The sequence below is a fragment of the uncultured Streptococcus sp. genome (assembly GCF_905372115.1).
GTDB lineage: Bacteria > Bacillota > Bacilli > Lactobacillales > Streptococcaceae > Streptococcus.
Map to the genome: position 1 here is coordinate 1 of NZ_CAJPNR010000006.1, position 25,845 is coordinate 25,845.

Annotated in this window: 21 protein-coding genes and 2 pseudogenes; 8 read left to right on the forward strand and 15 right to left on the reverse strand. The window is 42.6% G+C overall.

The window, feature by feature from the left end:
- Positions 1-107 precede the first annotated feature (107 nt).
- Complete coding sequence (locus QZ169_RS03160; RefSeq protein ID WP_125383181.1) at positions 108-1,073, forward strand: polysaccharide deacetylase family protein; 966 nt, start codon at positions 108-110, stop codon at positions 1,071-1,073.
- A 106-nt stretch (positions 1,074-1,179) separates the two neighbouring features.
- Here the strand turns inward: QZ169_RS03160 and QZ169_RS03165 are convergent, their stop codons facing one another.
- From QZ169_RS03165 to QZ169_RS03200, 8 genes are all read right to left on the reverse strand, one after another.
- On the reverse strand, positions 1,180-2,136 hold the full coding sequence (locus QZ169_RS03165; RefSeq protein WP_125383179.1) for an ABC transporter permease: 957 nt from the start codon (positions 2,134-2,136) through the stop codon (positions 1,180-1,182).
- Position 2,137: 1 nt separating this feature from the next.
- Positions 2,138-3,232, reverse strand: coding sequence for an ABC transporter permease (locus QZ169_RS03170; RefSeq protein ID WP_111675894.1), 1,095 nt, complete (start codon positions 3,230-3,232; stop codon positions 2,138-2,140).
- Positions 3,225-4,760, reverse strand: a complete 1,536-nt coding sequence (locus QZ169_RS03175) for an ABC transporter ATP-binding protein (protein ID WP_061591855.1) — start codon at positions 4,758-4,760, stop codon at positions 3,225-3,227. Before QZ169_RS03175 ends, QZ169_RS03170 begins: the two co-directional genes overlap by 8 nt.
- A gap of 139 nt (positions 4,761-4,899) precedes the next feature.
- The gene (locus tag QZ169_RS03180; protein ID WP_295504852.1) at positions 4,900-5,955 is read right to left on the reverse strand and encodes a BMP family protein; all 1,056 of its coding nucleotides are present in this window, start codon (positions 5,953-5,955) and stop codon (positions 4,900-4,902) included.
- Positions 5,956-6,026: 71 nt separating this feature from the next.
- The gene (locus tag QZ169_RS03185) at positions 6,027-6,416 is read right to left on the reverse strand and encodes a cytidine deaminase (RefSeq protein WP_002906685.1); all 390 of its coding nucleotides are present in this window, start codon (positions 6,414-6,416) and stop codon (positions 6,027-6,029) included.
- Positions 6,403-7,065: a deoxyribose-phosphate aldolase gene (gene deoC, locus QZ169_RS03190; RefSeq protein ID WP_295504853.1), complete on the reverse strand. Its 663-nt coding sequence runs from the start codon at positions 7,063-7,065 to the stop codon at positions 6,403-6,405. The genes QZ169_RS03185 and deoC overlap by 14 nt, the downstream gene beginning before the upstream one ends.
- A 17-nt stretch (positions 7,066-7,082) precedes the next feature.
- Positions 7,083-8,360 carry a pyrimidine-nucleoside phosphorylase gene (locus QZ169_RS03195; protein WP_295504854.1) on the reverse strand — a complete coding sequence of 426 codons (1,278 nt, stop codon included), beginning with the start codon at positions 8,358-8,360 and terminating at the stop codon, positions 7,083-7,085.
- 1 nt (position 8,361) lies between these two features.
- Positions 8,362-8,949 (reverse strand): class I SAM-dependent methyltransferase, encoded by a 588-nt coding sequence (locus QZ169_RS03200; RefSeq protein WP_295504855.1) that lies wholly within the window; start codon positions 8,947-8,949, stop codon positions 8,362-8,364.
- Between the two features lie 94 nt (positions 8,950-9,043).
- Between QZ169_RS03200 and coaA the strand changes: the two genes are divergently transcribed.
- The 4 genes and pseudogenes from coaA to QZ169_RS03220 form a co-directional block, all read left to right on the forward strand.
- Entirely contained in the window at positions 9,044-9,964 is a 921-nt protein-coding gene (coaA, locus tag QZ169_RS03205) for a type I pantothenate kinase (protein ID WP_295504856.1), read from the forward strand.
- Between the two features lie 70 nt (positions 9,965-10,034).
- Positions 10,035-10,271 (forward strand): 30S ribosomal protein S20, encoded by a 237-nt coding sequence (rpsT, locus tag QZ169_RS03210; protein WP_002895661.1) that lies wholly within the window; start codon positions 10,035-10,037, stop codon positions 10,269-10,271.
- 57 nt (positions 10,272-10,328) lie between these two features.
- Positions 10,329-10,436: pseudogene (locus QZ169_RS03215) on the forward strand (topology modulation protein); the annotation flags it as partial.
- Positions 10,437-10,536: 100 nt separating this feature from the next.
- Positions 10,537-10,956 (forward strand): annotated as a pseudogene (locus tag QZ169_RS03220) (topology modulation protein); the annotation flags it as partial.
- Between the two features lie 14 nt (positions 10,957-10,970).
- Here the strand turns inward: QZ169_RS03220 and QZ169_RS03225 are convergent.
- Positions 10,971-11,546 carry a TetR/AcrR family transcriptional regulator gene (locus QZ169_RS03225; protein WP_002895666.1) on the reverse strand — a complete coding sequence of 192 codons (576 nt, stop codon included), beginning with the start codon at positions 11,544-11,546 and terminating at the stop codon, positions 10,971-10,973.
- 134 nt (positions 11,547-11,680) lie between these two features.
- On the opposite strand from QZ169_RS03225, the gene QZ169_RS03230 reads away from it, so the two are divergent.
- Both QZ169_RS03230 and QZ169_RS03235 read left to right on the forward strand, forming a co-directional pair.
- On the forward strand, positions 11,681-12,523 hold the full coding sequence (locus QZ169_RS03230; RefSeq protein ID WP_295504857.1) for a DegV family protein: 843 nt from the start codon (positions 11,681-11,683) through the stop codon (positions 12,521-12,523).
- Between the two features lie 104 nt (positions 12,524-12,627).
- Positions 12,628-13,401, forward strand: a complete 774-nt coding sequence (locus tag QZ169_RS03235; protein WP_295504858.1) for an XRE family transcriptional regulator — start codon at positions 12,628-12,630, stop codon at positions 13,399-13,401.
- 75 nt (positions 13,402-13,476) lie between these two features.
- Here QZ169_RS03235 and QZ169_RS03240 read toward each other — a convergent pair whose 3' ends face one another.
- From QZ169_RS03240 to QZ169_RS03250, 3 genes are all read right to left on the reverse strand, one after another.
- The gene (locus QZ169_RS03240; protein WP_295504859.1) at positions 13,477-15,114 is read right to left on the reverse strand and encodes a hypothetical protein; all 1,638 of its coding nucleotides are present in this window, start codon (positions 15,112-15,114) and stop codon (positions 13,477-13,479) included.
- Positions 15,104-15,847 carry an ABC transporter ATP-binding protein gene (locus QZ169_RS03245; protein WP_295504861.1) on the reverse strand — a complete coding sequence of 248 codons (744 nt, stop codon included), beginning with the start codon at positions 15,845-15,847 and terminating at the stop codon, positions 15,104-15,106. Before QZ169_RS03245 ends, QZ169_RS03240 begins: the two co-directional genes overlap by 11 nt.
- A 152-nt stretch (positions 15,848-15,999) precedes the next feature.
- Positions 16,000-18,951: a CocE/NonD family hydrolase gene (locus QZ169_RS03250; protein WP_295504862.1), complete on the reverse strand. Its 2,952-nt coding sequence runs from the start codon at positions 18,949-18,951 to the stop codon at positions 16,000-16,002.
- Positions 18,952-19,130: 179 nt separating this feature from the next.
- Between QZ169_RS03250 and QZ169_RS03255 the strand changes: the two genes are divergently transcribed.
- Positions 19,131-20,597, forward strand: coding sequence for an alpha-amylase (locus QZ169_RS03255; protein WP_295504863.1), 1,467 nt, complete (start codon positions 19,131-19,133; stop codon positions 20,595-20,597).
- A gap of 45 nt (positions 20,598-20,642) precedes the next feature.
- On the opposite strand, the gene QZ169_RS03260 is transcribed toward QZ169_RS03255, so the two are convergent.
- The 3 genes from QZ169_RS03260 to QZ169_RS03270 all read right to left on the reverse strand — a co-directional run bounded on the left by QZ169_RS03260 (position 20,643) and on the right by QZ169_RS03270 (position 25,804).
- Positions 20,643-23,537: a MucBP domain-containing protein gene (locus QZ169_RS03260; protein ID WP_227963365.1), complete on the reverse strand. Its 2,895-nt coding sequence runs from the start codon at positions 23,535-23,537 to the stop codon at positions 20,643-20,645.
- A 12-nt stretch (positions 23,538-23,549) separates the two neighbouring features.
- Positions 23,550-24,665, reverse strand: coding sequence for a glycosyltransferase (locus QZ169_RS03265; protein ID WP_295504865.1), 1,116 nt, complete (start codon positions 24,663-24,665; stop codon positions 23,550-23,552).
- A gap of 92 nt (positions 24,666-24,757) precedes the next feature.
- Complete coding sequence (locus tag QZ169_RS03270; RefSeq protein ID WP_295504866.1) at positions 24,758-25,804, reverse strand: M42 family metallopeptidase; 1,047 nt, start codon at positions 25,802-25,804, stop codon at positions 24,758-24,760.
- Positions 25,805-25,845 lie beyond the last annotated feature (41 nt).

Sequence of the window (25,845 nt, forward strand, 5' to 3'; positions counted from 1 at the left end):
TATTATAACAAAATTATATAAAAATGCCTACAAAACTACTTCTTTATTTGTTATAATAGATGTAAATTTCCGCAAGGAATTGTAATTTTTTTAAAAAAGGAGATATTATGACAGGAAAACACAGAGGAAATCGCATGCAGCAACGCAAAGCTAGGAAAAGAGCTATTTTGCTTTCTTTAACAAGTTTATTACTTTTTCTTGTCCTGATTGTAGGTGGCTTTTCTTTACTAGCCAAGCTGCAGAACTCACACAACCAAAAAGAAGCTAATAATGTGTCAACGAACCAAGTCAATACTTCATCTAAAACTTCGTCAGCACCGACTCGGGAAAAAAAGACGACTTCGGATGACAGCAACAAAGACAAGGTAAAATGGGTCAAACAAGACCAACCAGTTCAAGTACCTATCTTGATGTATCATGCTATTCACGTCATGGATCCTTCAGAAGCAGCTAACGCCGGTTTGATTGTGGACCCAGCCACATTTGAAAGTCATCTGAAAGCCTTGAAAGACGCAGGCTACTATCCACTAACACCAGCAGAAGCATACAAGGTACTGACGGAGAACGTCCTGCCAGAAAACAAAAAAGTCGTCTGGCTGACCTTCGATGACAGTTTAAAGGATTTCTATACTAATGCCTTTCCGCTTCTCCAGAAATATGACATGAAAGCAACCAATAATGTCATTACCGGATTTGTTCAAGCAGGGCGTGAAGATATGCTGACGCTAGATGAGATAAAGGAAATGAAGGAAAAAGGCATGTCCTTTGAAGACCATACCGTCAACCATCCTGACCTCTCAGCGACTGCAGAAGACCAACAAAAAATTGAGTTAAAAGACTCCAAGTCTTACTTAGACAAGGAACTGTCTCAAACCACAACAACTGTTGCCTATCCATCTGGACGATACAGTGATGCAACCTTGCAGATTGCTGAAAGCCTTGGCTACAAGATGGGACTGACAACCAATAACGGACTAGCTTCCCTATCAAATGGCTTGCTCTCACTCAACCGCGTACGCGTTAATCCAACCACCACTGCAGAAGACCTGCTAAATGAAATCGCAACAAACTAATCTTATTAAAAAGCCTGCTTCACCTGAAGCAGGCTTTTTCTATTCCTATGATTATAGCTTCTTTCAAACACCAAAAACACCAGCTCCAAAGAACTGGTGTAAAGGTTTATTTAGACTTGATATAGTTGATACCATCCGCTTTCGGAGCAACAGCTTTACCAAAGAATGCCGCAAGGACTACAATCGTCAAGACGTATGGCGCAATCTGCAGATAAACCGTTGGAACGCTTGAAAGCAAAGGCAACTGGTTCCCGATAACCGCCAAACTTTGGGAAGCTCCAAAGAAGAGACTCGCCAACATGGCACCAATAGGACTCCATTTACCAAAAATCATAGCTGCCAAGGCGATAAATCCTGGACCTACGATAGTTGTCACAGCAAAGTTAACAGAGATAGACTGAGCATAAATAGCTCCTCCAATACCACCGAGCAGACCAGAGATCATGACACCGTAATAACGCATGAGGTAAACATTGATTCCCAAGGTATCTGCCGCCTGCGGATGCTCTCCGACTGAGCGAAGACGCAGTCCGAATTTGGTCTTAAACATGACAAACCAAGCAAGGAAAGAGAAAGCAATGGCAAGATAACCAACCAAGCTTGTATGTTTGAAGAAAATATCTCCCAAGACTGGAATATCAGACAGGACAGGGAAATTAAACTTGCCGAATGAACGCTGAATATTATCCGTTTGTCCCTTGTTATAAATAGCTTTAACAAGAAAAATTGCCAAGGCAGGAGCCAGCAAGTTCAGCACTGTACCACTCACAACGTGGTCCGCGCGGAAAGTAATAGTTGCTACAGCATGGATAAGAGAGAAGACAACTCCGACCAAACCAGCAGCAATCAAAGAAAGCCACGGAGTCGCACTACCAAAACTCTTCTCGAAAGTCAGGTTAAAGAGAACGCCTGTAAAAGCCCCCATAACCATGATTCCTTCCAAGCCGACATTAACCACACCAGCGTGTTCAGAGTAAGCCCCGCCAATACTTGTGAAAATCAAGGGAGCCGCATAAATCAGCATAGATGATACTAATAAACTTAATACCGTTACAATATTCATCCTAGTTTCCCTCCTTCACTTTTTTAGCTTCTTGGCGACGATTTTTAAGGAAATCAAAGATAGTCATACCTGTCATACGCTCAATCAGATAGTGGGCGCTGACAAAGAAGATAATAGAAGCTGTTACGATGTTTACAAGTTCTGTTGGAATCTGAGCTACGTTCATACCTGGAGCACCAACACTCAGAACCGCAAAGAGGAAGGCTGCAAAGAGGATTCCAATTGGAGAATTGGCTGCCAAAAGACTTACCGCCATACCATTGAAACCAACACTCAAGGAACTTCCTTGAACAAAGACATTCTGATAAGTTCCAAGTCCTTCTACTACTCCTCCAAGTCCTGCAAGAGCACCTGAAATAATCATAGATACGATAATAGTACGCTTAGATGACATCCCTGCATATTCAGATGCATTTGGATTAAGCCCTACAGCACGAATTTCAAAACCAAGTGTTGTTTTCTTAAGCAAATACCAAATAACCACTACTGCAATCAAGGCAAAGAAGATACCGATATTCATCCGAGAGTTAGACGTAAGACTTCTCAACCACTCTGTTTGATAAATCGCATTGGCACTGACACGCTTACTAGAGTCAACACTCTGCATCACAGATTCTGGGAAACTATGAATAAGAGCATTTCCAACAAAAAGAACAATATAGTTCATCATAATGGTTACGATAACTTCACTCGTTCCCAGATAAGCGCGTAGAATTCCTGGAATAGCACCAACAATACCACCAGCCACTGCTGCAATGACTACAGTCGCCAATAACATCAGAGGACGAGGTAAATTAGGGAAGGAAAGTGCAAACCAACCAGCCAAAATCCAGCCAGCTAAAGCTTGACCAGGAAGTCCAACATTAAAGAATCCAGCACGGCTAGCTACAGCAAAGCCTAAACCGATGAGAATCAGAGGTCCCATTGCGCGAGAAATCTCACCCAAACTTCTCAAAGAACCAAAAGCTGTTTTAAAGAGGGACTCATACCCCCAGATAGCATCATAACCAAAGATGGCCATGACAACCGCTCCCAATAAAATCCCTAGAAGAACTGAGATTAAAGGAACCGCAATCTGTTGTGTTTTTTTAGACATTTGAAGCTCCCTTCTGAATCTTACCACCAGCCATGAGAATACCAAGCTCTTGCTTATTAGTTTCCTCTGGAGTTACAATTCCCTGAATCTTACCATCGTGGATAACGGCGATTCTATCAGAAACATTGAGGATTTCGTCTAGCTCAAAGCTAACAACTAGGACAGCCTTGCCTTGAGTCCGTGCTTCAATCAAGCGTTTATGAATGTATTCAATCGCCCCCACATCAAGTCCGCGAGTTGGCTGACTGACAATCAGAAGGTCTGGATCACGGTCCACTTCCCGAGCAATGATAGCTTTCTGCTGGTTTCCTCCTGAAAGAGCAGAAGCAGGTACATATTCGCTGGCCGCCCGAACATCAAATTCATCCATCAACTTGCGTGCGTAAGAATAAATGTTACCGTAATTCAGGATTCCATTTTTACTGAGCGGTTCTTTATAGTAAGTCTGTAGAGCAATATTTTCAGATATGGACATTGCTAGGACTAAACCATCACGGTGGCGGTCTTCAGGAACGTGGCTGACTTTCATTTCAGTTATCTGCCGCGGCTGCTTACCAATAATAGACTGGTTCTTAATTCTAATCTCGCCAGAGCTAGCTTTTCTAAGTCCTGTAATAGCCTGAATCAGCTCAGTTTGACCATTGCCGTCAATACCGGCAATCCCGACAATCTCACCAGCACGGACATCAAGAGAAAGTCCCTTAACAGCTGGAACACCACGGTTTTCTTCAACAACAAGATTTTTTATTGACAAGACAGTTTCTTGAGGATTAGCAGGCTCTTTCGCAGTCTTGAAGGAAACAGCCCGGCCCACCATCATTTCAGCCAAATCTTGGTTAGTTGCACCAGCAATTTCGACTGTTTCAATGGATTTTCCGCGACGAATAACCGTTACTCGGTCAGAAACTGCCCGAATCTCATCCAACTTGTGAGTGATAAGAATAATAGATTTTCCTTCTTTGACGAGATTCTTCATGATTTTCATCAATTCATCGATCTCAGCTGGCGTCAGAACAGCTGTCGGCTCGTCAAAGATGAGAATGTCCGCCCCACGATAAAGAGTTTTCAGAATCTCAACCCGCTGCTGGGCACCGACAGAAATATCTTCAATCTTAGCAGATGGATCAACTGCCAAGCCGTATTTCTCAGAAAGTTCCTTTATTTCTTTAGTCGCGCCTTTCAAGTCCAACACACCATTTTTGGTGATTTCACTTCCAAGGATGATATTTTCAGCGACAGTAAATGCTTCAACAAGCATAAAGTGCTGGTGCACCATCCCAATACCAAGTGAGGCCGCCTTTGATGGAGAGTCCAGTTTAACTGACTTTCCATTCACTACAATCTCACCGCTGGTTGGCTCAAGCAGGCCAGCCAGCATATTCATCAAGGTTGACTTGCCGGCACCATTTTCTCCCAAAAGAGCGTGAATTTCACCTTTTCTGAGTTCCAAATTGATTTTATCATTGGCTACAAATTCACCAAAAATCTTGGTAATTTCTCGCATTTCAATGACATTTTCATGTGTCATGGCTCTTTCCTTTCCAGAATTTCATTTTATTTCAATAAAATTTACTAGCACAGCCAGTGCTAATAAATTCTACTGACACAAAGGCGTCTCAATTTCAAAAAGAAGCGACCCTGCACGGTCGGATCGCTCTTAAATTGTTTTATTTGTCAGGAACAGTGATGCTGCCGTCAAGGATTTTTGCTTTCGCTTCTTCAACAGCCTTTTTAGTATCTTCCGACAGGTTTGTAGTTGTCAAGTCAACTCCACCGTCTTTCAGACCGAAGGTTGTAGTTTTACCGCCTGGGAATTTACCTTTGGCAGTTTGGTTAGCAATGTCTTGGACAGTCTTACCAACTTGTTTCAAGCTTGATGCCAAAACAAAGTTAGATTCTTTACCATCTTTAGACTTGTATTTACCTTCTTCAGTTTGGTCACGGTCAACACCGAGTACCCAAACTTTTTCATCTTCATTTCTTGTTTCGTTGATTGACTTAGCTTCGTTAAATACTCCAGCACCAGTTCCACCAGCAACTTGGTAAACCACATCTGCACCTGCAGCATATTGAGCAGCAGCAATTGTCTTACCTTTAGCTGCATCACCGAATGAGCCAGCATAGTCTACTTGAATCTTGATAGATGGGTCAACTGATTTCACACCAGCTTCGAAGCCTTTTTCAAAACGAGTGATAACTGCGCCTTCTATACCACCTATGAAACCAACTTGTTTTGTCTTAGTAGTTTTTGCAGCAGCAACACCAGCAAGGTAAGCAGCTTCATTATCAGCAAAAATAGCTGAAGCAACATTCTTTTGTCCTTCGATAACATCATCGACAATAACATAATTGATGTCTGTGTTATCTTGGGCAGCAGATTCAACCGCATCACGAAGAGCAAATCCGATACCATATACTAAATTATAACCATCCGTAGCAGCTTGGTTCAGGTTATTTGCATATTGAGACTCATCATTAGACTGATAGTAAGTAAAGCCGTTATCTTTAGAAAGACCGTTTTCTTTACCCCAAGCTTGCAAACCTTCCCATGCAGACTGGTTGAATGACTTATCATCAACACCGCCAGTATCAGTTACGATAGCAGCCTTCAAATCAGTTTTCGCGTTTGAAGAATCTGAGCGAGAAGCACGGTTTCCACATGCAGCAAGTCCGAATGCTGCGACAGTTGCTAGACCAAGACCTAGCCATTGTTTTTTGTTCATTTCTGAACCTCCTAAATAAGATGTGCAACACAGTTGCAAGTTTGAGTTTGGTCAGATGACCAATAACAGACTTATGTTAAATCTGTAAAAGAATATGGAAGTAATTCCTTGACCGTCATCACGACCGTCGATTTATCTTTAGCGACCAAGGTCACTTTTAGATCCTCAGCAAAAAATTCTGCCATTACTTGGCGGCAGGCACCACAAGGTGATATGGGTTTTTCTGTCTCACCATAGACAATCAGCTCCTCGAAGTCTAAAGCTCCTTCTGAAACCGCCTTAAAAATAGCTGTCCGTTCTCCGCAGTTGGTCAATCCAAAACTGGCATTTTCAACATTAACACCGGTAAATACCCGACCGTCTTTAGCGACTAAAACCGCTCCGATAGGGAAATGAGAATAGGGAACATAAGCATTTTTGCTGGCTTGGACAGCTAAGTCAATCAACTCAGTAGTCGCCACTAGCTTCTTCTCCCTTCATAATCGCCACACCGGCTGAAGTTCCGATACGAGTCGCACCTGCTTCAATAAAGGTCAGCGCATCTTCATAAGAACGAGCACCGCCAGAAGCCTTGACGCCCATGTCAGGACCAACTGTTTTTCTCATAAGGGCAACATCTGCGACTGTCGCACCGCCAGTTGAAAATCCCGTAGAAGTCTTAACAAAATCAGCTCCAGCTTTCTGAGCCAGTTGGCAGGCTTTAACCTTTTCCTCATCTGTCAGTAGGCAAGTTTCCAGAATTACCTTGACCAAGGTACCGTTAGCAGCTTCTACAACCGCACGGATGTCTTGCTCTACCAAATCATAATTTTTAGACTTCAGAGCGCCGACATTGATGACCATATCCACTTCGCCCGCACCCTTTTGAATTGCGTCCTTCGTTTCAAAAGCTTTCACATCGGAAGTGTTGGCTCCTAAAGGAAAACCAATTGGCACACAAACCTTGACATCTGAGCCTTTTAGCTGCTCCGCAGCAAACTCTATCCAGGTTGGATTGACACAGATACTGGCAAAATCATAAACTTTTGCTTCTTCAATTAACTTCAGAATCTGCTCTTCTGACGCTTCAGGTTTTAAAAGCGTATGGTCTATATATTTGTTTAATTTCATGTTTGCTTCTCCTAGAATTAAGCAATAACCTCGATAATCTCGCTTACTGCAACGCTTTCATCACCTATTTTAACATTTTTTTGAAAATCTGTAACTAGTTCTTGAGAAATTTTTTCATTTGAATAAATTTTTGCGAAAACTTCTCCAATTTCGACCTTGTCTCCGACTTTCTTTTCGAAAACAATTCCTGTTTCATAATCTAAGTCGTCAGATTTAACTGCGCGTCCTGCTCCAAGTCTCATGGCAAAGAGTCCGAACTCCATAGCAGGCAGTTCAGTGATATAACCTGCCTGTTCTGCTTTCACATCTACAATATGAGCTGCACTTGATGGACGATAGAGATCTTCCAAGTCACCACCTTGAGCTACAACCATAGCTTCAAATTTCTTCAAAGCAGCACCGTTGGTCAGCTGTTCTCTTACTTCTTCCACCGTTTTCTCAACATCTGCTAGTCCGAGCATAATCTGAGCCAACTCACAAATGAAAGTTGTGATGTCTTCACGACCCCTGCCCTGCAAGATATCCAAAGCTTCTAAGATTTCCAGACGATTGCCGATGCTGGTTCCCAAAGGTTGACTCATATCTGTCAGAACAGCTACCGTTTTTCTGCCGACAGCCTTGCCCAAATCCACCATAGTACGTGCTAGCACACGAGCATCATCTATATTTTTCATAAAGGCACCTTCACCGACCGTCACATCCAGAAGTATACTGTCTGCACCAGCAGCAATTTTCTTACTCATAACAGAGCTAGCTATCAGCGGAATCGTATCAACAGTTGCTGTTACATCTCGCAAGGCATAGAGCAACTTATCCGCCAGCACCAACTGATCAGACTGACCGATAACGGACAAGCCGATTTCCTGCACCTGCTTGATAAAGTCTTGCTGACTGCGCTCTACCTGAAATCCTTTAATGGATTCCAATTTATCAATGGTTCCTCCAGTATGGCCCAACCCGCGGCCGCTCATTTTAGCAACAGGCACACCGAAACTAGCTACCAATGGTACCAAGACCAGAGTTACTTTATCACCAACACCGCCAGTAGAATGTTTATCTACTTTTATTCCCGTGATTTCTGACAGGTCAAACTGCTCACCAGTTCCAACCATGGTCATGGTTAAATCCGAAATTTCCCGAGTCGTCATGCCCTTAAAATAGACAGCCATCGCAAAGGCTGCCATTTGATAATCAGGCACCGTCCCGTCCACATAACCCTCAATCAGCCACTGGATTTCCTGACTGGTCAGTTCCAGACCGTCTCTCTTCTTTTGGATAATATCTACAGCACGCATCCTATTTTTCACTCCTTAGTATATAGTAGCCTTTGTCCTTCTTAACAATCTCACAATTACCGAAGATAGCTTCCATCTTCGACTTGGCACTGGGTGCTCCCTGCTTTTTCTGAATCACAAGGGTCAAATCTCCGCCTTCTGTCAAATGCTCATAGCTTCCTCTGATGACGTCGTGCACGACTTGCTTACCAGCACGAATAGGCGGATTACTGATAATATGGTCGAAAATTCCAGTAACCTTTTCATAGACATTTGACTGGAAGATATGAGCAAATACCTGATTCCTCTCAGCATTCTTCTGAGCTAAGTCCAAGGCCCTCTGGTTGATATCTACCATGGTCGCAGCCACTCCGTACGCTTTGGCTAAGGTCAAACCTAAAGGCCCATAGCCGCAACCAACATCCAAGACCCGTTCTCCAGCTTCAAAGTCCAAGACAGACAAAAGGACCCGACTGCCATAATCAATCATCTTTTTACTGAAGACACCAGCATCTGTCAAAAAAGTCAGCCGCTGTCCTAACAGTTCCACATTTAATTCATGAATATCATGTTTGGCATCAGGATTTTCTGCAAAATACATTTTAGTCATACAACCATTTTATCATAATTTTCCTAGAATTGTAAATCGTTTTCATTTCTCCAAAAAGTATGTTATACTAAAGTCCATCATACAGGAGTAACTTATGACTAACGAATTTCTTCACTTTGAAAAAATTAGCCGCCATACATGGCAAAACCTGCATCGTAAAACAACTCCGCCCCTGACCCAGGCCGAGCTCAACTCTATCAAGAGTTTCAATGATAAGATCAGCCTGCAAGACGTGACGGACATTTATTTACCCTTGACTAACCTCATTCAAATCTATAAACGTTCTAAGGAAGACTTGGCTTTTTCCAAAGGGATTTTTCTACAAAAAGAGAGCCGGAAACAGCCCTTTATCATCGGAGTTTCTGGCAGTGTGGCCGTTGGGAAATCCACCACCAGCCGTTTGCTGCAGATTTTGCTTTCTCGGACTTTTTCAAATGCGACAGTCGAGCTAGTTACCACAGATGGTTTTTTATTTCCGAATAAAACCTTGGAAGATCATGGCATTTTAAACCGCAAGGGTTTCCCAGAAAGCTATAATATGGAGCTGCTTCTTTCCTTTCTGGACAGCATAAAAAACGGTCAGGATTTCCAAATTCCCGTCTATTCACATGAGACTTACGATATCGTCCCTCAGGATATGCAGGAGGTAAAGGCTGCAGATTTTGTTATCGTCGAAGGCATCAATGTTTTCCAAAATCCACAGAACGAGCGCCTCTATATGACAGACTTCTTTGACTTTTCTATCTATGTCGATGCAGAAGTCGAAAATATTGAAAACTGGTATCTGGATCGCTTTAAAAAAATGCTGACGCTGGCTGAAAACGACCCCAAAAACTACTACCACCGCTTCACCACGCAATCAGAAGAGGAAGTGGTGGCTTTCGCCCATAATGTCTGGAAAAGCATTAACCTTGTCAACCTGCTAGACTACATTGAGCCAACCCGCAATCGGGCAGAAATTATTCTGCACAAAGCTGGAAATCATGAAATTGATGAAATTTACTTAAAAAAATAAAAAAGCTTGTCAAATCCTAACTTTTCATATATAATTAGATAGTTAGTATTTTCAATGGAGGTGAAACAACTTGGCAAACATTAAATCAGCTATCAAACGCGCTGAATTGAACGTGAAACATAACGAAAAAAACTCAGCTCAAAAGTCAGCTATGCGTACTGCAATCAAAGCATTTGAAGCAAACCCATCTGAAGAACTTTTCCGTGCTGCTAGCTCAGCTATCGATAAAGCAGAAACAAAAGGTTTGATCCACAAAAACAAAGCAAGCCGCGATAAAGCACGCCTTTCAGCTAAACTTGCTAAATAATGCATACAAAGGGAGCTCTCAGGAGCTTTTTTTGTTTCTCACACAAAGGAGAAAAGGATGAAAATAGCAATTATCGGTTATTCCGGTTCTGGCAAATCCACTCTAGCAGTACAACTGTCCAACCACTACTCCATTCCCAAACTTCACATGGATAGATTGCTATTTTTTACTCAATGAAAATCAAAGAGCAAACTAGGCAGCTAGCCGTAGGCAGTACTGGCGTACGTCAAGGCGACGCTAACGTGGTTTGAATTTGATTTTCGAAGAGTATCAACCTGGCTGGAAGGATAGTGACCATGATTGGATGCGAGAACAAATGGACAATTTTTTATCAAAAAATACCGACTGGGTCATTGATGGGAACTACTCTTGGTGTTTTTATGAACGGCGGATGGCAGAAGCCGACCAAATCATCTATCTCAACTTCTCTCGCTGGAACTGCCTCTATAGAGCTTTCAAACGCTATCTAAAATACCGTAACCGTACCAGAGAAAGCATGGCTCCAGGTTGCCCCGAAAAGTTTGACTGGGAGTTTATCTGCTGGGTTCTTTGGAAAGGACGGCGCCAGACAGCACTGGCAAGATATAATAGAATCCTACAAACCTTTCCTCAGAAATTCTACGAATTAAGGAACCAAAAAGAATTGACCAACTTCTTACAGAACCTAAAAACAAGCGAGCCCTAATGACTCACTTGTTTTTATTTGATTTTCTTTTTCTGGGGAAAGAGGGGCAGACCTAAAGAAGCTATTTTTTCAGCTGGAACCTTCATGCCGTCCTTAATCCACTTGGAGAGAACGGAAACAACTGCTGAACTCCAGAAGGAATTCATATAAGAGTTAGTTGTTTTCTTAGCATTGCGATTACGCTTTTCCAAAAAGTCAAATACAGCCTGAGTCAGCAGCTTTTCAAAATTATAGTCGATGGCTAGGCTGATAACCCGAGCTTCTTTCTTAGCTTCCTTAAAAAGAAAAAGCCAAATTTGGTACATCTCCGTTTTAAAGTTAAACTCTTCCAATTTATCCGTAATGCCTTGAACAGTGTTTTTAAAAATCTCTTCCAGAATCTGCTCTTTAGAGCTATAATTGCGGTAAAATGCAGCGCGGGAAACCCCTGCTCGCTCAACCAGCTCTGAAATCGTGATTTTTTTTAGCTCTTTCTTCTCAAGCAACTGCATGAGAGAAATTTCCAGAGACTCTCTCGTGATTTGATTGGATTCCTGATTGTATTTCTTTAAATTCGCGAGTGATTTTTCCGATATTTTCTTTTCCGACATAACAATTTCTTCCCTCTTGTCTCAGCTGACAGTTTCCGCTTTCTAGTAAGCATTCTTCATGTTATAATTGTAAAAAAAGACAGGTTTTTTGTCAATTTTTTTATTGTACATACTTGACAAAAAAGGAGAAAAATATGACTTGGAAAATTATAGCCGACTCTGGCTGTGACTTTCGTGAAATGACAAACTTAGCTAAAGACACCCAGTTTGAAAGTGTTCCCTTGACCATTCAAGTGGAAAATGAAATCTTTGTAGATAATAAGGAACTTGATATTGACCTGATGATGGAGAAGATGTATGCTTCTTCTGCTGCTTCAAAGTCCGCCTGCCCTAGTCCAGATGACTATCTCAAAAGCTTTGAGGGAGCTGACAAGATCTTTGTGGTGACTATCACTGGAACTCTATCTGGCAGCAATAATAGTGCACAGGTTGCTAAGAAAATCTTTTTAGAAGAACATCCTGATGCCCAGATTCATGTCATTGATAGTCTTTCTGCAGGCGGCGAGGTGGACTTACTTGTGACTAAACTCAATGAACTCATTCAGCAAGATCTCAGCTTTGATGAAGTCGTTGAAGTCATTAATCGCTATCAAGAGAAAACCAAGCTTCTCTTCGTTCTGGCAAAGGTAGATAACTTGGTCAAAAACGGCCGACTGAGCAAACTTCTGGGAACCGTTGTCGGCTTGCTCAATATCCGTATGGTCGGTGAAGCTAGCCAGACCGGAACGCTAGAGCTTCTGCAAAAGGCACGAGGTCCGAAAAAGGCTCTCGCTTCTGCAATCGAAGAGCTACTCAAAGCTGGTTACAAGGGTGGCCGACTCATCATCGCTCACCGCAATAACGAAAAATTCTGCCAGCAATTTAGTCAACTGGTACAAGAAAAGTATCCCCAAGCTCAAATCGAAACGGTGCCGACTTCAGGCCTCTGCAGCTTCTATGCTGAGGAAGGCGGAATCTTAATGGGCTACGAAATCTAATACGACATCTAAAAAAGTAAAGGATTAGGCTAAGATAATTGACCTAATCCTTTACTTTTTCGATTTAATTCGCTATAATAAAACCAAGTAAAGGAGTTGATATTATGGCCAGAGGAAGAGGCGCCGCAAGCCCCCAAGACAAGGAAGCAAGTCTTCTCATTTCTAAAAAACTCAAAGAACTTCTCAAGGAAACAGGTAAAAAACAAGTCGAATTATCTCGTGAAACAGGCATTCCTGCTAGTACACTGACTGGCTATATCAAAGGAACATCTCTGCCTATCGCAGCCAATCTAGAAAAGATTGCAAGATTTTTTGAGGTAGAGGTCAAAGAAATCGACCCTCGTTACCGACTAATTGCAGATATCCCTCAGCAATTTCCCGATTTAAATCGTATTTATCAGCAACTTGACCAAGACAGACAGGAGAAAGGATTAAAGCTACTAGAAGCTAGCCTGACTGAGCAAGAAACACAAGCCAACTTAAAGGACGACTACTTCCCCTACTTGGTCTATGAGAATTACTATCTCTCTCAGCATAAGCCTGAACAAGCTGATTTAGTCTGGCTGGACAGAGAAATTGACTACGATATTGCCCTTTGGGTACGAACTGACTCGTTAGAGCCCAAGTATCCGAGAGATTCCGTAGCGCTAATCAAGCAGACTCATTTTGAGCTTGCTGGGGCTATCTATGCTATCGATTATGACGGCCAAACCATTATAAAAAGGGTCTTCAACGATCCATCCGGCATCCGTCTGATTTCCCTTAATAAAAAATACAGTGATAAGTTTATCCCGCATGAGGAAGAACCTAAACTTATCGGTCGAGTTATGGCGACTTTCATGCCACTGGATGTAGAAAAAATAAAGAAAAACAAATAACAGCTCTGCAAATGTACAGAGCTGTTATTTTTACAGTCAAAAAATCAGAAAGTCTTTCGACTTCCTGATGCTTGTTTAATAAAATACTACTAGCTCTTCATTCAGCTTTTTCATGTAGTGTTTGTGGACTATGTAAGACAACACAGCTAAGCCTGCTAAAACTAGAGCGACTATCACATAAATTACCAGAGGCGCAAGAACATTGGATATAAAGAAGAGAAGAGTAATGACAATCAACATTCCTAAAATCAGAGCGATGGCTAAGAGAGTTTTCACCATATTATTTTCTCGGCTCATCAATTCTGTGACATTGGACCAATTGGTCACGAGATGCTTGTAGTCTCGGTAGTAACCCCAAGAACTCCACATTAGACTAATCAAGGCCCAAACAATCACCATGCCCAAGAAAGTCAATGGATGCATACCGGAAACAAGACTGGTTATCAAAAGCAAGGTCAAAGGCAGGATAGACTGGACGGCAAAGAGTTGCCAAAACTTCAGATGAATATATTGCTTCAAATCAAAGGGGAGAACCTTGAGATAATCAAAATTTTCCCTTTCCAGAGAAATCCCAATAGCCGTAAGGTTGCTGCCGCCTGAGTTTAGCGTTGCAATCAAAACAGCCAAGGCCATCATTGGCAAGAGGAAACGCGGTCCCAGATAAGGAGTCAAAGACAGGCCGCCTTGTATCATACCCATTCCCATACTGAAAATGACAATGTAAGGGAGAAAGGCCGACATAAAAATGGCCTGCATAATGACAGAACCCTCGCTCAAGAGCCTGATATTGTAGCGCAAGACAAACTTTTTAAGATTTTTTGCTTCCGCAATATTGATGTCATGCACGCGCTCCCGCTTTCCTACTGAAGAGCCCGTCATGAGAGCTGCCTCATAAAATTCTGGAATCACCTTGGTCTTTACGATGAAAAATAGAAGAGCCGCAACTGCCACCCATCCCAAAAATCCCAGCAAGGACGCTGTATGAAAAGGATGAAGAATAAAATCATAAAAGGCTTGAACTGGCGGGAAGAAAGCTTTAACCTCTGTACGATTTATGACGCTTCTGCTGTTCATTTGATTAATCATAAAATAGAGGAAAAAGGAGCCAACGGAAACAAGAGCCAGAATGACATTGGACAGGATGGTCTTGTACTTTCGGAAAAAGGCTGTCTTGGTAATAAAGTGGACGGCAATCAAAATCAGAAAGGTGATAACTGAACTTAAAATCAGAATAGCAAGCAGAGCCAAGGGAAGCCCAAAGAAAGGATTACCACCTTGAAAAGCCAAAATCAAGAAATAACTGAACATAGGCAAAATGGCAATCAGCAAGGTCAGAATAACCGAAATGCTTTTGCCGACAATGATTTCTGCTTCGCTAAAAGCATAGGGACGATAAGACTGCAAGTCCTTGCTTTCATAAAAGACATTGTAAAAAACCAGAAAGCCCTGAGACATAGAAAAGAGAGCAAAAGCGGAAACCAAATTGGCAAAGAGACCAGGATTGCCAACCAGTTGGTTCAGGGAGCCCATCAAGCCGAAAAGAAAGAGATAGACCAGTCCTAAAATCAGATACATGCGGATGGCCTTCAGCGATACATTGACCTTGCGCTCAGGATTCTTAGCTTGCATCTTGCGGTACTGCTGCAGCTGAGACGGCTGAATGGCGTAGAGGATGTTGATATCAACGAGTTTTTTTATAGCTTTAATTCGCATCAGGACTCACCTCTTCTCTACGGCCTGCCAGACCAAGATAAATGGTTTCAAGAGACTGTTCTGGATGTTGACCTTTTAGTTCTTCAATCGTTCCGTAGAAAATCAATTTCCCTTTTTTGAGAATAGCCACCTTATCACAGAGCTGCTCTGCCACTTCCAAGACGTGGGTTGAAAAGAGAACTGTATTTCCTTTGTCTGCATGCTGGCGCATCATCTGCTTGAGGTCAAAAGCTGCCTGCGGATCAAGACCAGTCAGCGGCTCATCCAGCACCCAAATATCAGGGTCAGACAAAAGCGCCGCTATGACGAAGACTTTTTGTCTCATCCCATGAGAAAATGAATCAATAACCTCATACCGATGAGAGCCAAAGTCAAAAATATGGAGCAGATTTCCCAGTCGCTCTTCGACTTCAGCATTTGTCATATCGTAAGAAGTCGCTACCAGTTCCCAGAACTCATTGGCAGTTAGGCGCAAAAATAAATCTGGTGAATCAGCTACATAGCCGATTTTTTTCTTGACTTCCAAGCGATTAGCTGATAATTCTTTCCCATCTACAAAAATCTGTCCACTGCTAGGATTGATGACGCTGACCAAGGACTTAATGGTAGTAGATTTTCCAGCGCCATTGTGACCAATCAGACCAACGATTTCTCCGCTTTGCAAGGTCAGATTCAGCTGATTGAGAGCTACCGTTCCTTCATAAACTTTAGTGACATCTTTAAATTCAATCATAAGAGAGCTCCTTTACCGATTTCTATAAAGATTAGTATACTCTTTTTGCAGCTTTTTGTCTCGTCTCTGCCTAAAGTCGGATATAAGATAAAGCTAAAAGCAGCTGAACTTCATCTAACTATGAAATTCTAGCTGCTTTTTGAACAGAACCATTAAGGTTGTTTGTATTTCTTTGCTAAACTAGATAAGCCTAGTGTGCTGACCAGCAGAGCCAGGCCAAGATGCAGGATTCCCTTATCTGAATTGCTACTGGTTTTAGGTAAGGCAGTTGGAGCTTGCTGCTTGCTTATTTTCTGAACTTTTCCTACTGCCTGTTCATAATGTTCTCCAAAGTGAACCACCAACTGAACTGACGGAACTTCTCCGCCTTCTTCGCTGTCAAAGATATACTCAGGAACTTCTAAAATTGCTGGTGCGACTAATTTTGCACCAATAATCTCTGGTAGAGCTGCATAAGCTGTATCAAGAGCATTCGGTATATAGTTTGCCTTTTGCAGTCGACTAGCTTCCAAAGTAGGTATTAGCGCACTGATGGAGTCCGTCTTGAAAGTCACTTCATATTGACGATCAATTGTGAGGTCGCTTGGATCGTACGTGTTGAAAACCAGAGCCAACTTGTGGCCTTTTTTCACAGTATAGAGATTAGGCTGCAAATAGACTGTATAGTCATGGAATTGACCAATTTGAGGCTTAATACTATTTTGCGAGCTAGATGGTGTATAGCCCGATTCTGGATTAGCCAGATTGACCCATCCTTTGGCAATGACTTTGTATTTGGTTTTGACAGTCGCAAAATTTTTGATATCCATATTGTTGAGATTGCTGCCCATCCAAAAGCCGTCTTTCTGACTTTCATCGCTGGCTGCACCGTTTCCAACCACATCAAACTCTTGGTCTGATACATCTACTAGGAGAGCATTGACCTGCAGATTACTGCCACCCCCCTTTGCCAGAGCCGCCTTGAAATGGACTGGGATACGTCCTTTAATGGTCATATCCTCTTTGACATCTGTCATAAATGTCAAATTAGCCTTAGAAGAAGCTTTGCTAACCGCTTCATCACGCTTGCTGGTATCAATTCCCGCTCCTGCGTAGTCACTGGAAATCGTTTCTTCTAAGCGCTTAGACTGAGCTGTCAGAATCAAGCGATTACTGCTTTTCCAGTTATCATAACTGGTCCATTTATTTGGATCATAGTTATTTTGTGCCAAAACAGCAGGAAGTTTGCTGACATCATTTTCTACATCATAGAGGTAATGAGAGAACCAAGTATTGAGTAAGTCATAAAAATCTTGCTTGTTAGCTGTAATACCAAAGCCTCTAGATACGGCAGCAGGATTGATATGATTTCCTTGGTGAAGATAAAGTTTCACATCTTGACCGGCTTTTTTTAGCGCATCATACATGAGCTCAAAGTGTTTGGTTTTGACATTGTCATCATTCAAACCATGAACTAGCAGGGCACTGGTCTTTATCTTTTCTGGATGTAGCGTGTAATCCCTCTCCTGCCATACCGGACTATAGTTACGGCCGTGCGCATTCTGGTCCTTATTTAACTGATTAATGTAGTCAGCATACTTGTTACTAATAGCAGCCCAATCTTTTTGATCTAGCAAGCGTGTAGCGACATAGAGAGAAAGCCAAGATAAATCACTGTAAGGCGGATTGGTGTAAGCCGACCCTTGACTATTGAAATAATCATACCAGCTGGCAATTCCAGCTGCTGGAACAATGGTTTTCAATCCTTCAACGCCAGTCGTTGCCACACCGAAAGTTGTCGTACCAGCCCAAGACAGACCAGTCATACCGACCTTTCCATTAGCCCAGTCGGCTTTGATTTCGATATTGCTAGTTCTGTCTGTGTAGGCTGTTCGTTTACCATTGACCCATTCGACAATATTTTTAAATGCTTCAATTTCTAAATCAGAGCCAGTTGTATTAAAACCTTCAGATCCTTTGGTCCCTAGACCAGCGCTAGAAACAAAAGCATAGCCTCGGACGAGGAAATAATCATACCAGTTCAAGTTTTCATAGTCATAAATTCCCTCATAAGGACTGTAATAATACCAATCTGATGACATTGCTCTTTTTGCCGCATCAATACTGCTCATGCTAGAAACTGGCTGGCGCTTAGCTGGCTGATTGCGGAGGCTCTTCATGTCATAAGAACCGTTTGTCGGTAGATTGAGACTTTCTAGCGTCACATGGTCTTCGTCTAAAGTTCCAGCGACATAGGGACGAGCTTCCAAGATTGTCGCAGCCTTATAATCACCCTTAGCAGCTGCTTTAGGAAGCTGCACAATAGCCTTGACTAAATCTCGCTTACCGTCACCATCCGTGTCGTGGTCAGTCTCTACATAGACTGGGAAACGAACAATCTCACTGCCTTCATAAGTATACTCCTCATATCTGTCTTCACCACTACTATATGGAAAAATTGGCTGTGAACGTCCATTCAAAAAGAGAGGCTCTTTCTTTTCAGAGCGATAAGCATCATGCAGTCGCTTGGCAACCGAATACATAGATTGCAGATTAGCACCCTGGACACTGACTGTCAAATCAGCCTCTTTTTCAATCATCCCCAAGCTCTTTGCTAGATTTGCTCTATCCTCGGCACTGCTACCCAACTGAGAATCACTGACTGCTGCCCACTTGAGCAATTCATCTACAGCCTCTTGCAGGGTTATTTCCTTATCAGCGAGGGAAGGGTTTGAAAGGCCGCCAGTATAGGCAGACAAATCTTGGCCTTTCACAGCAGTTGAGCCAGCGGAAGGTGCTGAGCTGACATCTTTAGCCAAAGCCAGAAGCTCCTGCTCCTGCGCTTGGCTAAGGCTAGGTGCTGCTTCATCAGGCACAAGCTGTGCCTTTTCTTGCTTTTCCGAGACCGAATCTTCTGAAGAAGTCTGACTTGCAGTTTCTACTGCCGTTGATTGTTGATCCTGAGAGCCAGTTTCAGAAGCCTTTGCAACTGTTTCTGTCTTGAGATTGTCCGTGCGCTCGCTACTAGCTTGAGTCGCCTCATCCGCCTGAACAGCTTGCGCCAATACCAAAGGTGCAAGTAACAAACTTGGTAAGAGTAATGTAACTAGTCTTTTCTTTCTCATAAAGACACCTTTCCTTAGATAAAATCTTTTATAATAAGCCCATTATATTATGTAAGCGCTTTTATTTTAATCTATTCTATCTTTTATCTATGGAAATGTCAAAATATCTATAGAAGCAGAAAAACGCAAACGATTGCGCCTTTCTGCTTCTTTTGGTACAATAAAGCCAATCAGTGAGAATGAAGAGGAAAATTTATATGGAAAACCAAACCTTAATGCAGTATTTTGAATGGTATCTGCCAGATGACGGTCAGCATTGGAACCGCTTAGCGGAAGATGCACCAAACTTAGCAGCGAAAGGAATTCGCAAAGTCTGGATGCCGCCAGCTTTCAAAGGAACTGGCTCTAATGATGTCGGATATGGTGTATACGACCTTTTTGATTTGGGAGAATTCGACCAAAAAGGGACCGTCCGCACAAAGTATGGATTGAAGGAAGAATACCTCCGAGCGATTGAAGCGCTTAGCCAAAACGGTATCGAAGCTATTGCAGATGTGGTTCTCAATCACAAGGCCGCAGCTGACTACAAAGAGCGTTTTACTGTCGTTGAAGTTGATCCAAATGACCGAAATGTAGAAATCTCAGAACCATTTGAAATAGAAGCATGGATGCATTTTGCTTTCCCAGGCCGCAAAAAAGCCTATAATGACTTTGAATGGCACTGGTACCACTTCACTGGCACTGATTATGATGCTAAAAACAATAGGTCAGGCATTTTCCTCATTCAAGGCGATAATAAAGGTTGGGCAAATGATGAGCTAGTGGACAACGAGAATGGTAACTACGACTATCTCATGTATGCGGATATTGATTTCAAGCACCCCGAAGTCATCCAAAATCTCTACGACTGGGCTCATTGGTTTATTGAAAGCACTGGTGTACATGGATTTCGATTAGATGCTGTCAAGCACATTGATTCTTTCTTTATGAAGAATTTCATCCGCGATATTACTGAAAAATACGGTGAAGCTTTCTATGTCTTTGGGGAATTTTGGAATAGCGATGAGAAGGCCAATAACGATTATCTAGAAAATATTGACTACCGCTTTGACCTAGTCGATGTCAAGCTCCATCAGAATTTATTTGATGCCAGCAAATCTGGAGCAGACTATGACCTGCGAACTGTTTTTGATCAGACACTTGCAAAGAATCATCCTGAATCGGCTGTAACCTTTGTGGACAATCACGATACTCAGAGAGGTCAGGCTTTGGAGTCTACCGTCGAAGAATGGTTCAAACCGGCGGCCTATGCTCTTATACTTCTAAGAGAAGCTGGATTGCCTTGCGTCTTTTATGGAGACTACTATGGCATTAGCGGAGAATTTGCCCAAGAGAGCTTTCAAGAGCTACTGGATAAACTCCTAGACATCCGCCTCAATCTTGCCTATGGTGAGCAGACCGACTACTTTGACGATGCCAACTGTATCGGCTGGACCCGCCAAGGTATGGACGATGGTCAGCCAATCGCTGTCCTTATCAGCAATGGCCAAGCAGCCAGCAAATCCATGCTGGTCGGTCCAGAATGGGCTGGCAGAGAATTCAGCGATTATCTAGGCAACAACTCCCAAATCGTAACCATTGACGACCAAGGCTGGGGAGAATTTCCTGTGGAGGAAAAATCAGTTAGTGTCTGGAGTGTTAGATAAGTCACAGCAAAATTATGGAAATGAAAAAATAAGACCAGATTGGCCTTATTTTTTTCGTTCTTTCTTGGAATGTAGTAAGCCAACAGAAGCCAAAAGGCTGATAATTGCTGCTCCCAAGAATGATGAATTTGTGTTTCCAGTATTTGGTAATTGATGTTTGGACACTCGAGATAGAACCGGACTAGTCTCAGAGTTTTCAACCCTTACAAGACTCTTCTGCTCAGAAGTTTCTGTTCCCAAAGGTGTTTGAGTGTTCGTTTTTGGCTTGTAAACATAAGTGCGAACGCCATTGGCATCTGATACAGAAACGAATCCATACTCCTCAATAGCCTTAGCATCTAGCAAACCAAATTCCTCAGCTGCTAAAGGTCTTCCTTCTACATCTACAAAGCGAGTGATTTCGATAGAAGGCTTGTCCTCAACCGGAGCATCTGTCGGTACTTCATGTACGCTGGCACGATAGACATGAGTGCGAATACCGTCCGCGTCACTGCTGGATTGGTAGTCATAACCAGCGATACTCTTAGACGCCTCCAAACCACGCTCTGGATCTGACAGTTCTTGGCCACTTTCATCTACAAAGCGAGTCATTTCCATGACTGGGCGCTCTTCGCTTGGTGCATCTTTCGGTACTTCATGCACGCTGGCGCGATAGACATGCGTGCGAATGCCATCCTCCTCAGTACTAGACTGGAAATCATAGCCAGCAATACTCTTAGATGCTACCAAACCTTGCTCAGGAGCTGATAACTCTTGACCTGTTCCATCTACAAAGCGGGTCACCTCCAAGACTGGCCGTTCTTCGCTTGGAGCGTCTGTCGGCACTTCATGCACGCTGGTACGATAGACATGAGTGCGAACACCATCTTCGTCGCTGCTGGACTGGAAATCATAGCCAGCAATACTCTTAGATGCCACCAAACCTTGCTCAGGAGATGATAATTCTTGACCTGATTCATCTACAAAGCGGGTCATTTCCATGACTGGCTTGTCTTCACTTGGAGAGTCTGACGGTACTTCATGCACACTTGCGCGATAGACATGGGTGCGAATACTGTCCTCGTCACTGCTGGACTGATAGTCAAAGCCAGCGATAGTCTTAGAAGCTACTAAACCGCGCTCTGGGTCTGATAACTCTTGACCTGATTCATCTACAAAACGAGTCATTTCCAAGATGGGCTTGTCTTCGCTTGGTGCATCATTTGGAAGCTGGAACTGGCTGAGTTCATACTTATAGACGATTTCTTTGGTTCTTCCTGCTTCGTACTCTCCCGATTCAGCATCATAGGCAGTTAGTCGAGATTTATAAGTATAGAGCTGATTCTTATGGGAAATAAGAGGTTTAGGGCTGACTGTGTATCTAGTCTTACCTGGTTGCTCATCCGTAATAGGGTTAGCAATAGCATGACCCTGCTCGTCTTGGTAACGGACAAGAACCTTGCCCGGTTCCGTATCACTCGCATAAACCTTCTTAACATCCGAAACTTTAAAGACGAAGCCATCAGCTTTGACAGATCTAAAAGCTGTATCTATGAACTTTTGGTCAATTTTTAAGCCAAGTGTTGTCTTCCCTCCCTTGTAAAGAGTTGATTCAACAATTTTAAGTCCACCATCAGGCGTCTCAATTAACCCATGTACACCCTCAATTTGAATCGTATAGTCCCGATCGATATAGTAGCGAGTCTTATCACCAGGTTTCATCAGATACAGTTTGTAGTGGAAGGTTTTAATATTGTTTTCACCAAACCAAGGCTCCGTTACTGTCGGATTATTCCCCAGCCAGTCGATATACACTAGGTCGTTATATTTTTCTAATCCCATCCCTTTTTGTAGTTTAAAAATTCTACCAATTTGAGACTCATTGAAACGATAATTTTGTTGTCTCCATGATTCAATAGGATCTCTATAACCAAACCCTAAGGAATCCGTATCTCGTGTATCAAACACTCCATTCTTTATATCCCTATTATGGAAACGCGTGGAAAAAAATTCGAGCTCCTTTTGATTAATCACAATTCTCTGAAAGTACGGATTTATAGGTCCTTTTTCAGAGAATTCCCTTTCAATAGGATACGCTTCAACTCGGACCATATCAGGATTTTTAGAATATATCTGTCTTATCTCTTTCATAGATAATATTCTACGATCTGACGAAGGCAGATATTTTCTAGAAAAAGCCTCTTCATAGGTTTTCCAACCATCCCAGTCTCCACGCCAGTTTCGTGGATGATACGCGTTTCTCAAAAACACTCTTTTTGGAATAGATTCATCAACTGTCAGATCCAATTCGGAGCGTGGAATAATAGCTTTTGGTATCTTCGCTACTTCTTCAGGTGTTGGATTTGGATTGAATATAGCCTCCCACTTATTCAAAAAGAAGAGGGCAGTATCATTTTGGATAAGTGTTGCTATTCGAGAACCTACATCCCTAAAATCCTCATCTCTAACTAGATTTAAATTTTCTACTTGTTTTAAATCAATATATTTAAAGACTCCATCCATCTTGCGAATAGCATATGCATAATCATACTTTTTAGCTGCTTCTTGTATTTGTTCGTTTGACTGCATCTCCGGCATGACTGATGTGAAGTTTGCAGCCTTAGTTATTTCAGAGCTATTTTCCTTAGTATGATAGTCATAAAATTCCTGAGCTAATTGTTTGATTTCAGGCGTGACTTGGGCTGCGCCCTTCTCTCCTTCTTCTGAGATGGTCAGACCGGAAGCTTCCTCTGCTGGTGTATTTTTGATTGTCCCATCATTTGGCAGTTCTTGATTTACAGGAGGAGTCGCTTGGTTATTTTGGACTTGATTCCCCTCTGTTTCACTACTTACCTCCTCAGCCTGCACAGTCACTGCCATTGTCCCAGCAAGCAGTAAAGACAGAGGAATTGGGATTAATTTCATTCCCAGTTCTACTTTTTTTCCTAAAGTCTTTTTCATATTATTCTCCTTTTAATCTCCTATTTTTGAAATTTTAAAAACTTTTTCCCATAGATTGACTAGTAATTCTTTGTGATAGCGATTGGCAAGTTCTTTAGATCTTGCCGAAAATCCCCTCCATTCTTTTTCTCCAAATTGGCTAAATTGCTCCAGATAGGCAATATATTGATTAGCATCATTTTGCGGTATCAGCCAGCCATTCTTTCCATGCTTAATATAAGCTCGATTGGCATAACGCACATCCAGACCTATCAGAGGCAAGCCATTGACCAGAGCCTCATAGAGCGATGTCGCAAAGGCTTCCGATACGGAAGTGCTAATATAGGCATCATAAGCTTGATAAGGTATTTGAGACTGATAGCCCTTAAAACAAACCATGCCTTCCAAATCATTGAGCTGGACTACATCTTTTAGCATGGACATGTCTGGACCATCTCCATAGATATCTAATCTAAATTGCTCATACCCTTTAAATTTCAGCAAAGCCATGATTTTCAGCAATAACAGAACATTTTTCTCCTCAGACAAACGACTGACAGTCACCAAGCGAATTTCCTTTGGATCAAAGACTCTCTTTCTTGGATACTGGACCACTTGATCTGCGTAGGTTGTTGGAATAAAGAGGGCCTTATCCCTCATCTTTTGAGGCAGATAAGCCTCTTGGCCTTCCCCAACCAAAATCAAAGAGTCTAACACATCCTGATCCAGCCAGCCCATCACCTTTTTATTTAACTCTTGTCCGAGGGCAATCATATGATCCTGATGAAGGACGCGCGCTACATGAAAATCTTGTCCACGTCTCAAGAGAATATTTTCTGGGATATCCAGACGTTCCATCATCAGCCAGTCTTCTGGTTCAAGCTCCTCCTCAGCAAACTCCTGGACACTTCGTCCCCCCAACTCTAAACCAAGAAAACGAACCTTGGTCCTATCAATGCCCAAGGCTTCATAACTGTCCAACACAAGCTGCCTAGAAGAGGCGTTAGTATATATATCTGTATCCGCTTCAGAAACCCACAATTCATAAGGCACTTTCATGCCTTCAAAAAGTTCAAATCGATTGCGGAAAGCTATGTCAATCCCAAAGGCCTGGGAACGAATACAGGAATCCACACAAACTACTTTCATTTTCTCCCTTTTAACCTAAAGTAATTCTATATACGAACATAACATATTTTTAAGAATTATACCAATAATTCGAGCAATGTTTTTGGACATTATTAGACACTCTGTCCGACTAATCCGTTTCTAAGATATGCATCCACCATACGCTCTGTTGCGACGACTGAATCAATATGGGTACGCTCATAAGAGTGGCTGGATTCGATGCCAGCGCCTAACAGGGCATGCTTGACTTCTGCTCCTGCGCTCATTGCTGCAGAGGCGTCTGACCCGTAAAATGGATAGATGTCCAGTTTATAAGGAATATCCTGCTCCTTAGCCAAATTTACCAAATGCTGGCGGAAGCCATAGTGATAAGGCCCTGAAGCATCCTTAACACAGATGGAAACCGTATACTCATCCGTCTGCTGGTCATCACCCATAGCGCCCATATCAACAGCCAGATACTCTACCGCTTGCTCCGGCAGGCTGGAATTAGCCCCATGACCAACCTCTTCAAAGACACTAAAAGCAAAATGAGTCGTCACCGGCAGCTGAATATTTTCCTCTTTATAAACGCGCAAAAGATTGAGCAAAATAGCTGCGCTGACCTTGTCGTCCAGAAAGCGAGACTTGATAAAGCCTGACTTGGTAACTGTGGTACGAGGATCAAAGGAAATAAAATCCCCGACTTCGATTCCTAAATCCCGCGTTTCTTTCTCACTTGTCACCTTTTCGTCCAAACGGACTTCCATATTGTCCTGAGTTCGCTCAACCGTCCCAGCATCCTTGTAAACATGGCAGGAAGTCTGGTGAACTAAGATAGTCCCACTGATAGTCTTTCCACTGCTGGCCACATGGACCAGACAGTTTTCTCCTTCAATCATGTTCCAAGGGAAACCGCCAATCCGATCCAGCTTGAGGCGACCGTCAGACTTAATAGCCCGAACAATAGCCCCCAGTGTATCCACATGGGCAGTCACTACCCGATACTGGGCGTCATTTTCCCCCTTAACCACGACATGGACGCCGCCTTTATTGGTCCGAACAGGCTCATAGCCCAATCCTTCCAGCGTTTGTACCAAATAGTCTGCCACCTCAGCCGTAAAACCCGTTGGGGAAGGGATAGCCGTTAATTCTTGTAAATATTGAACAGTTTGATTCATGAATGTCTCCTCATCGTTTTTCTTTATTATAGCACAAAGAA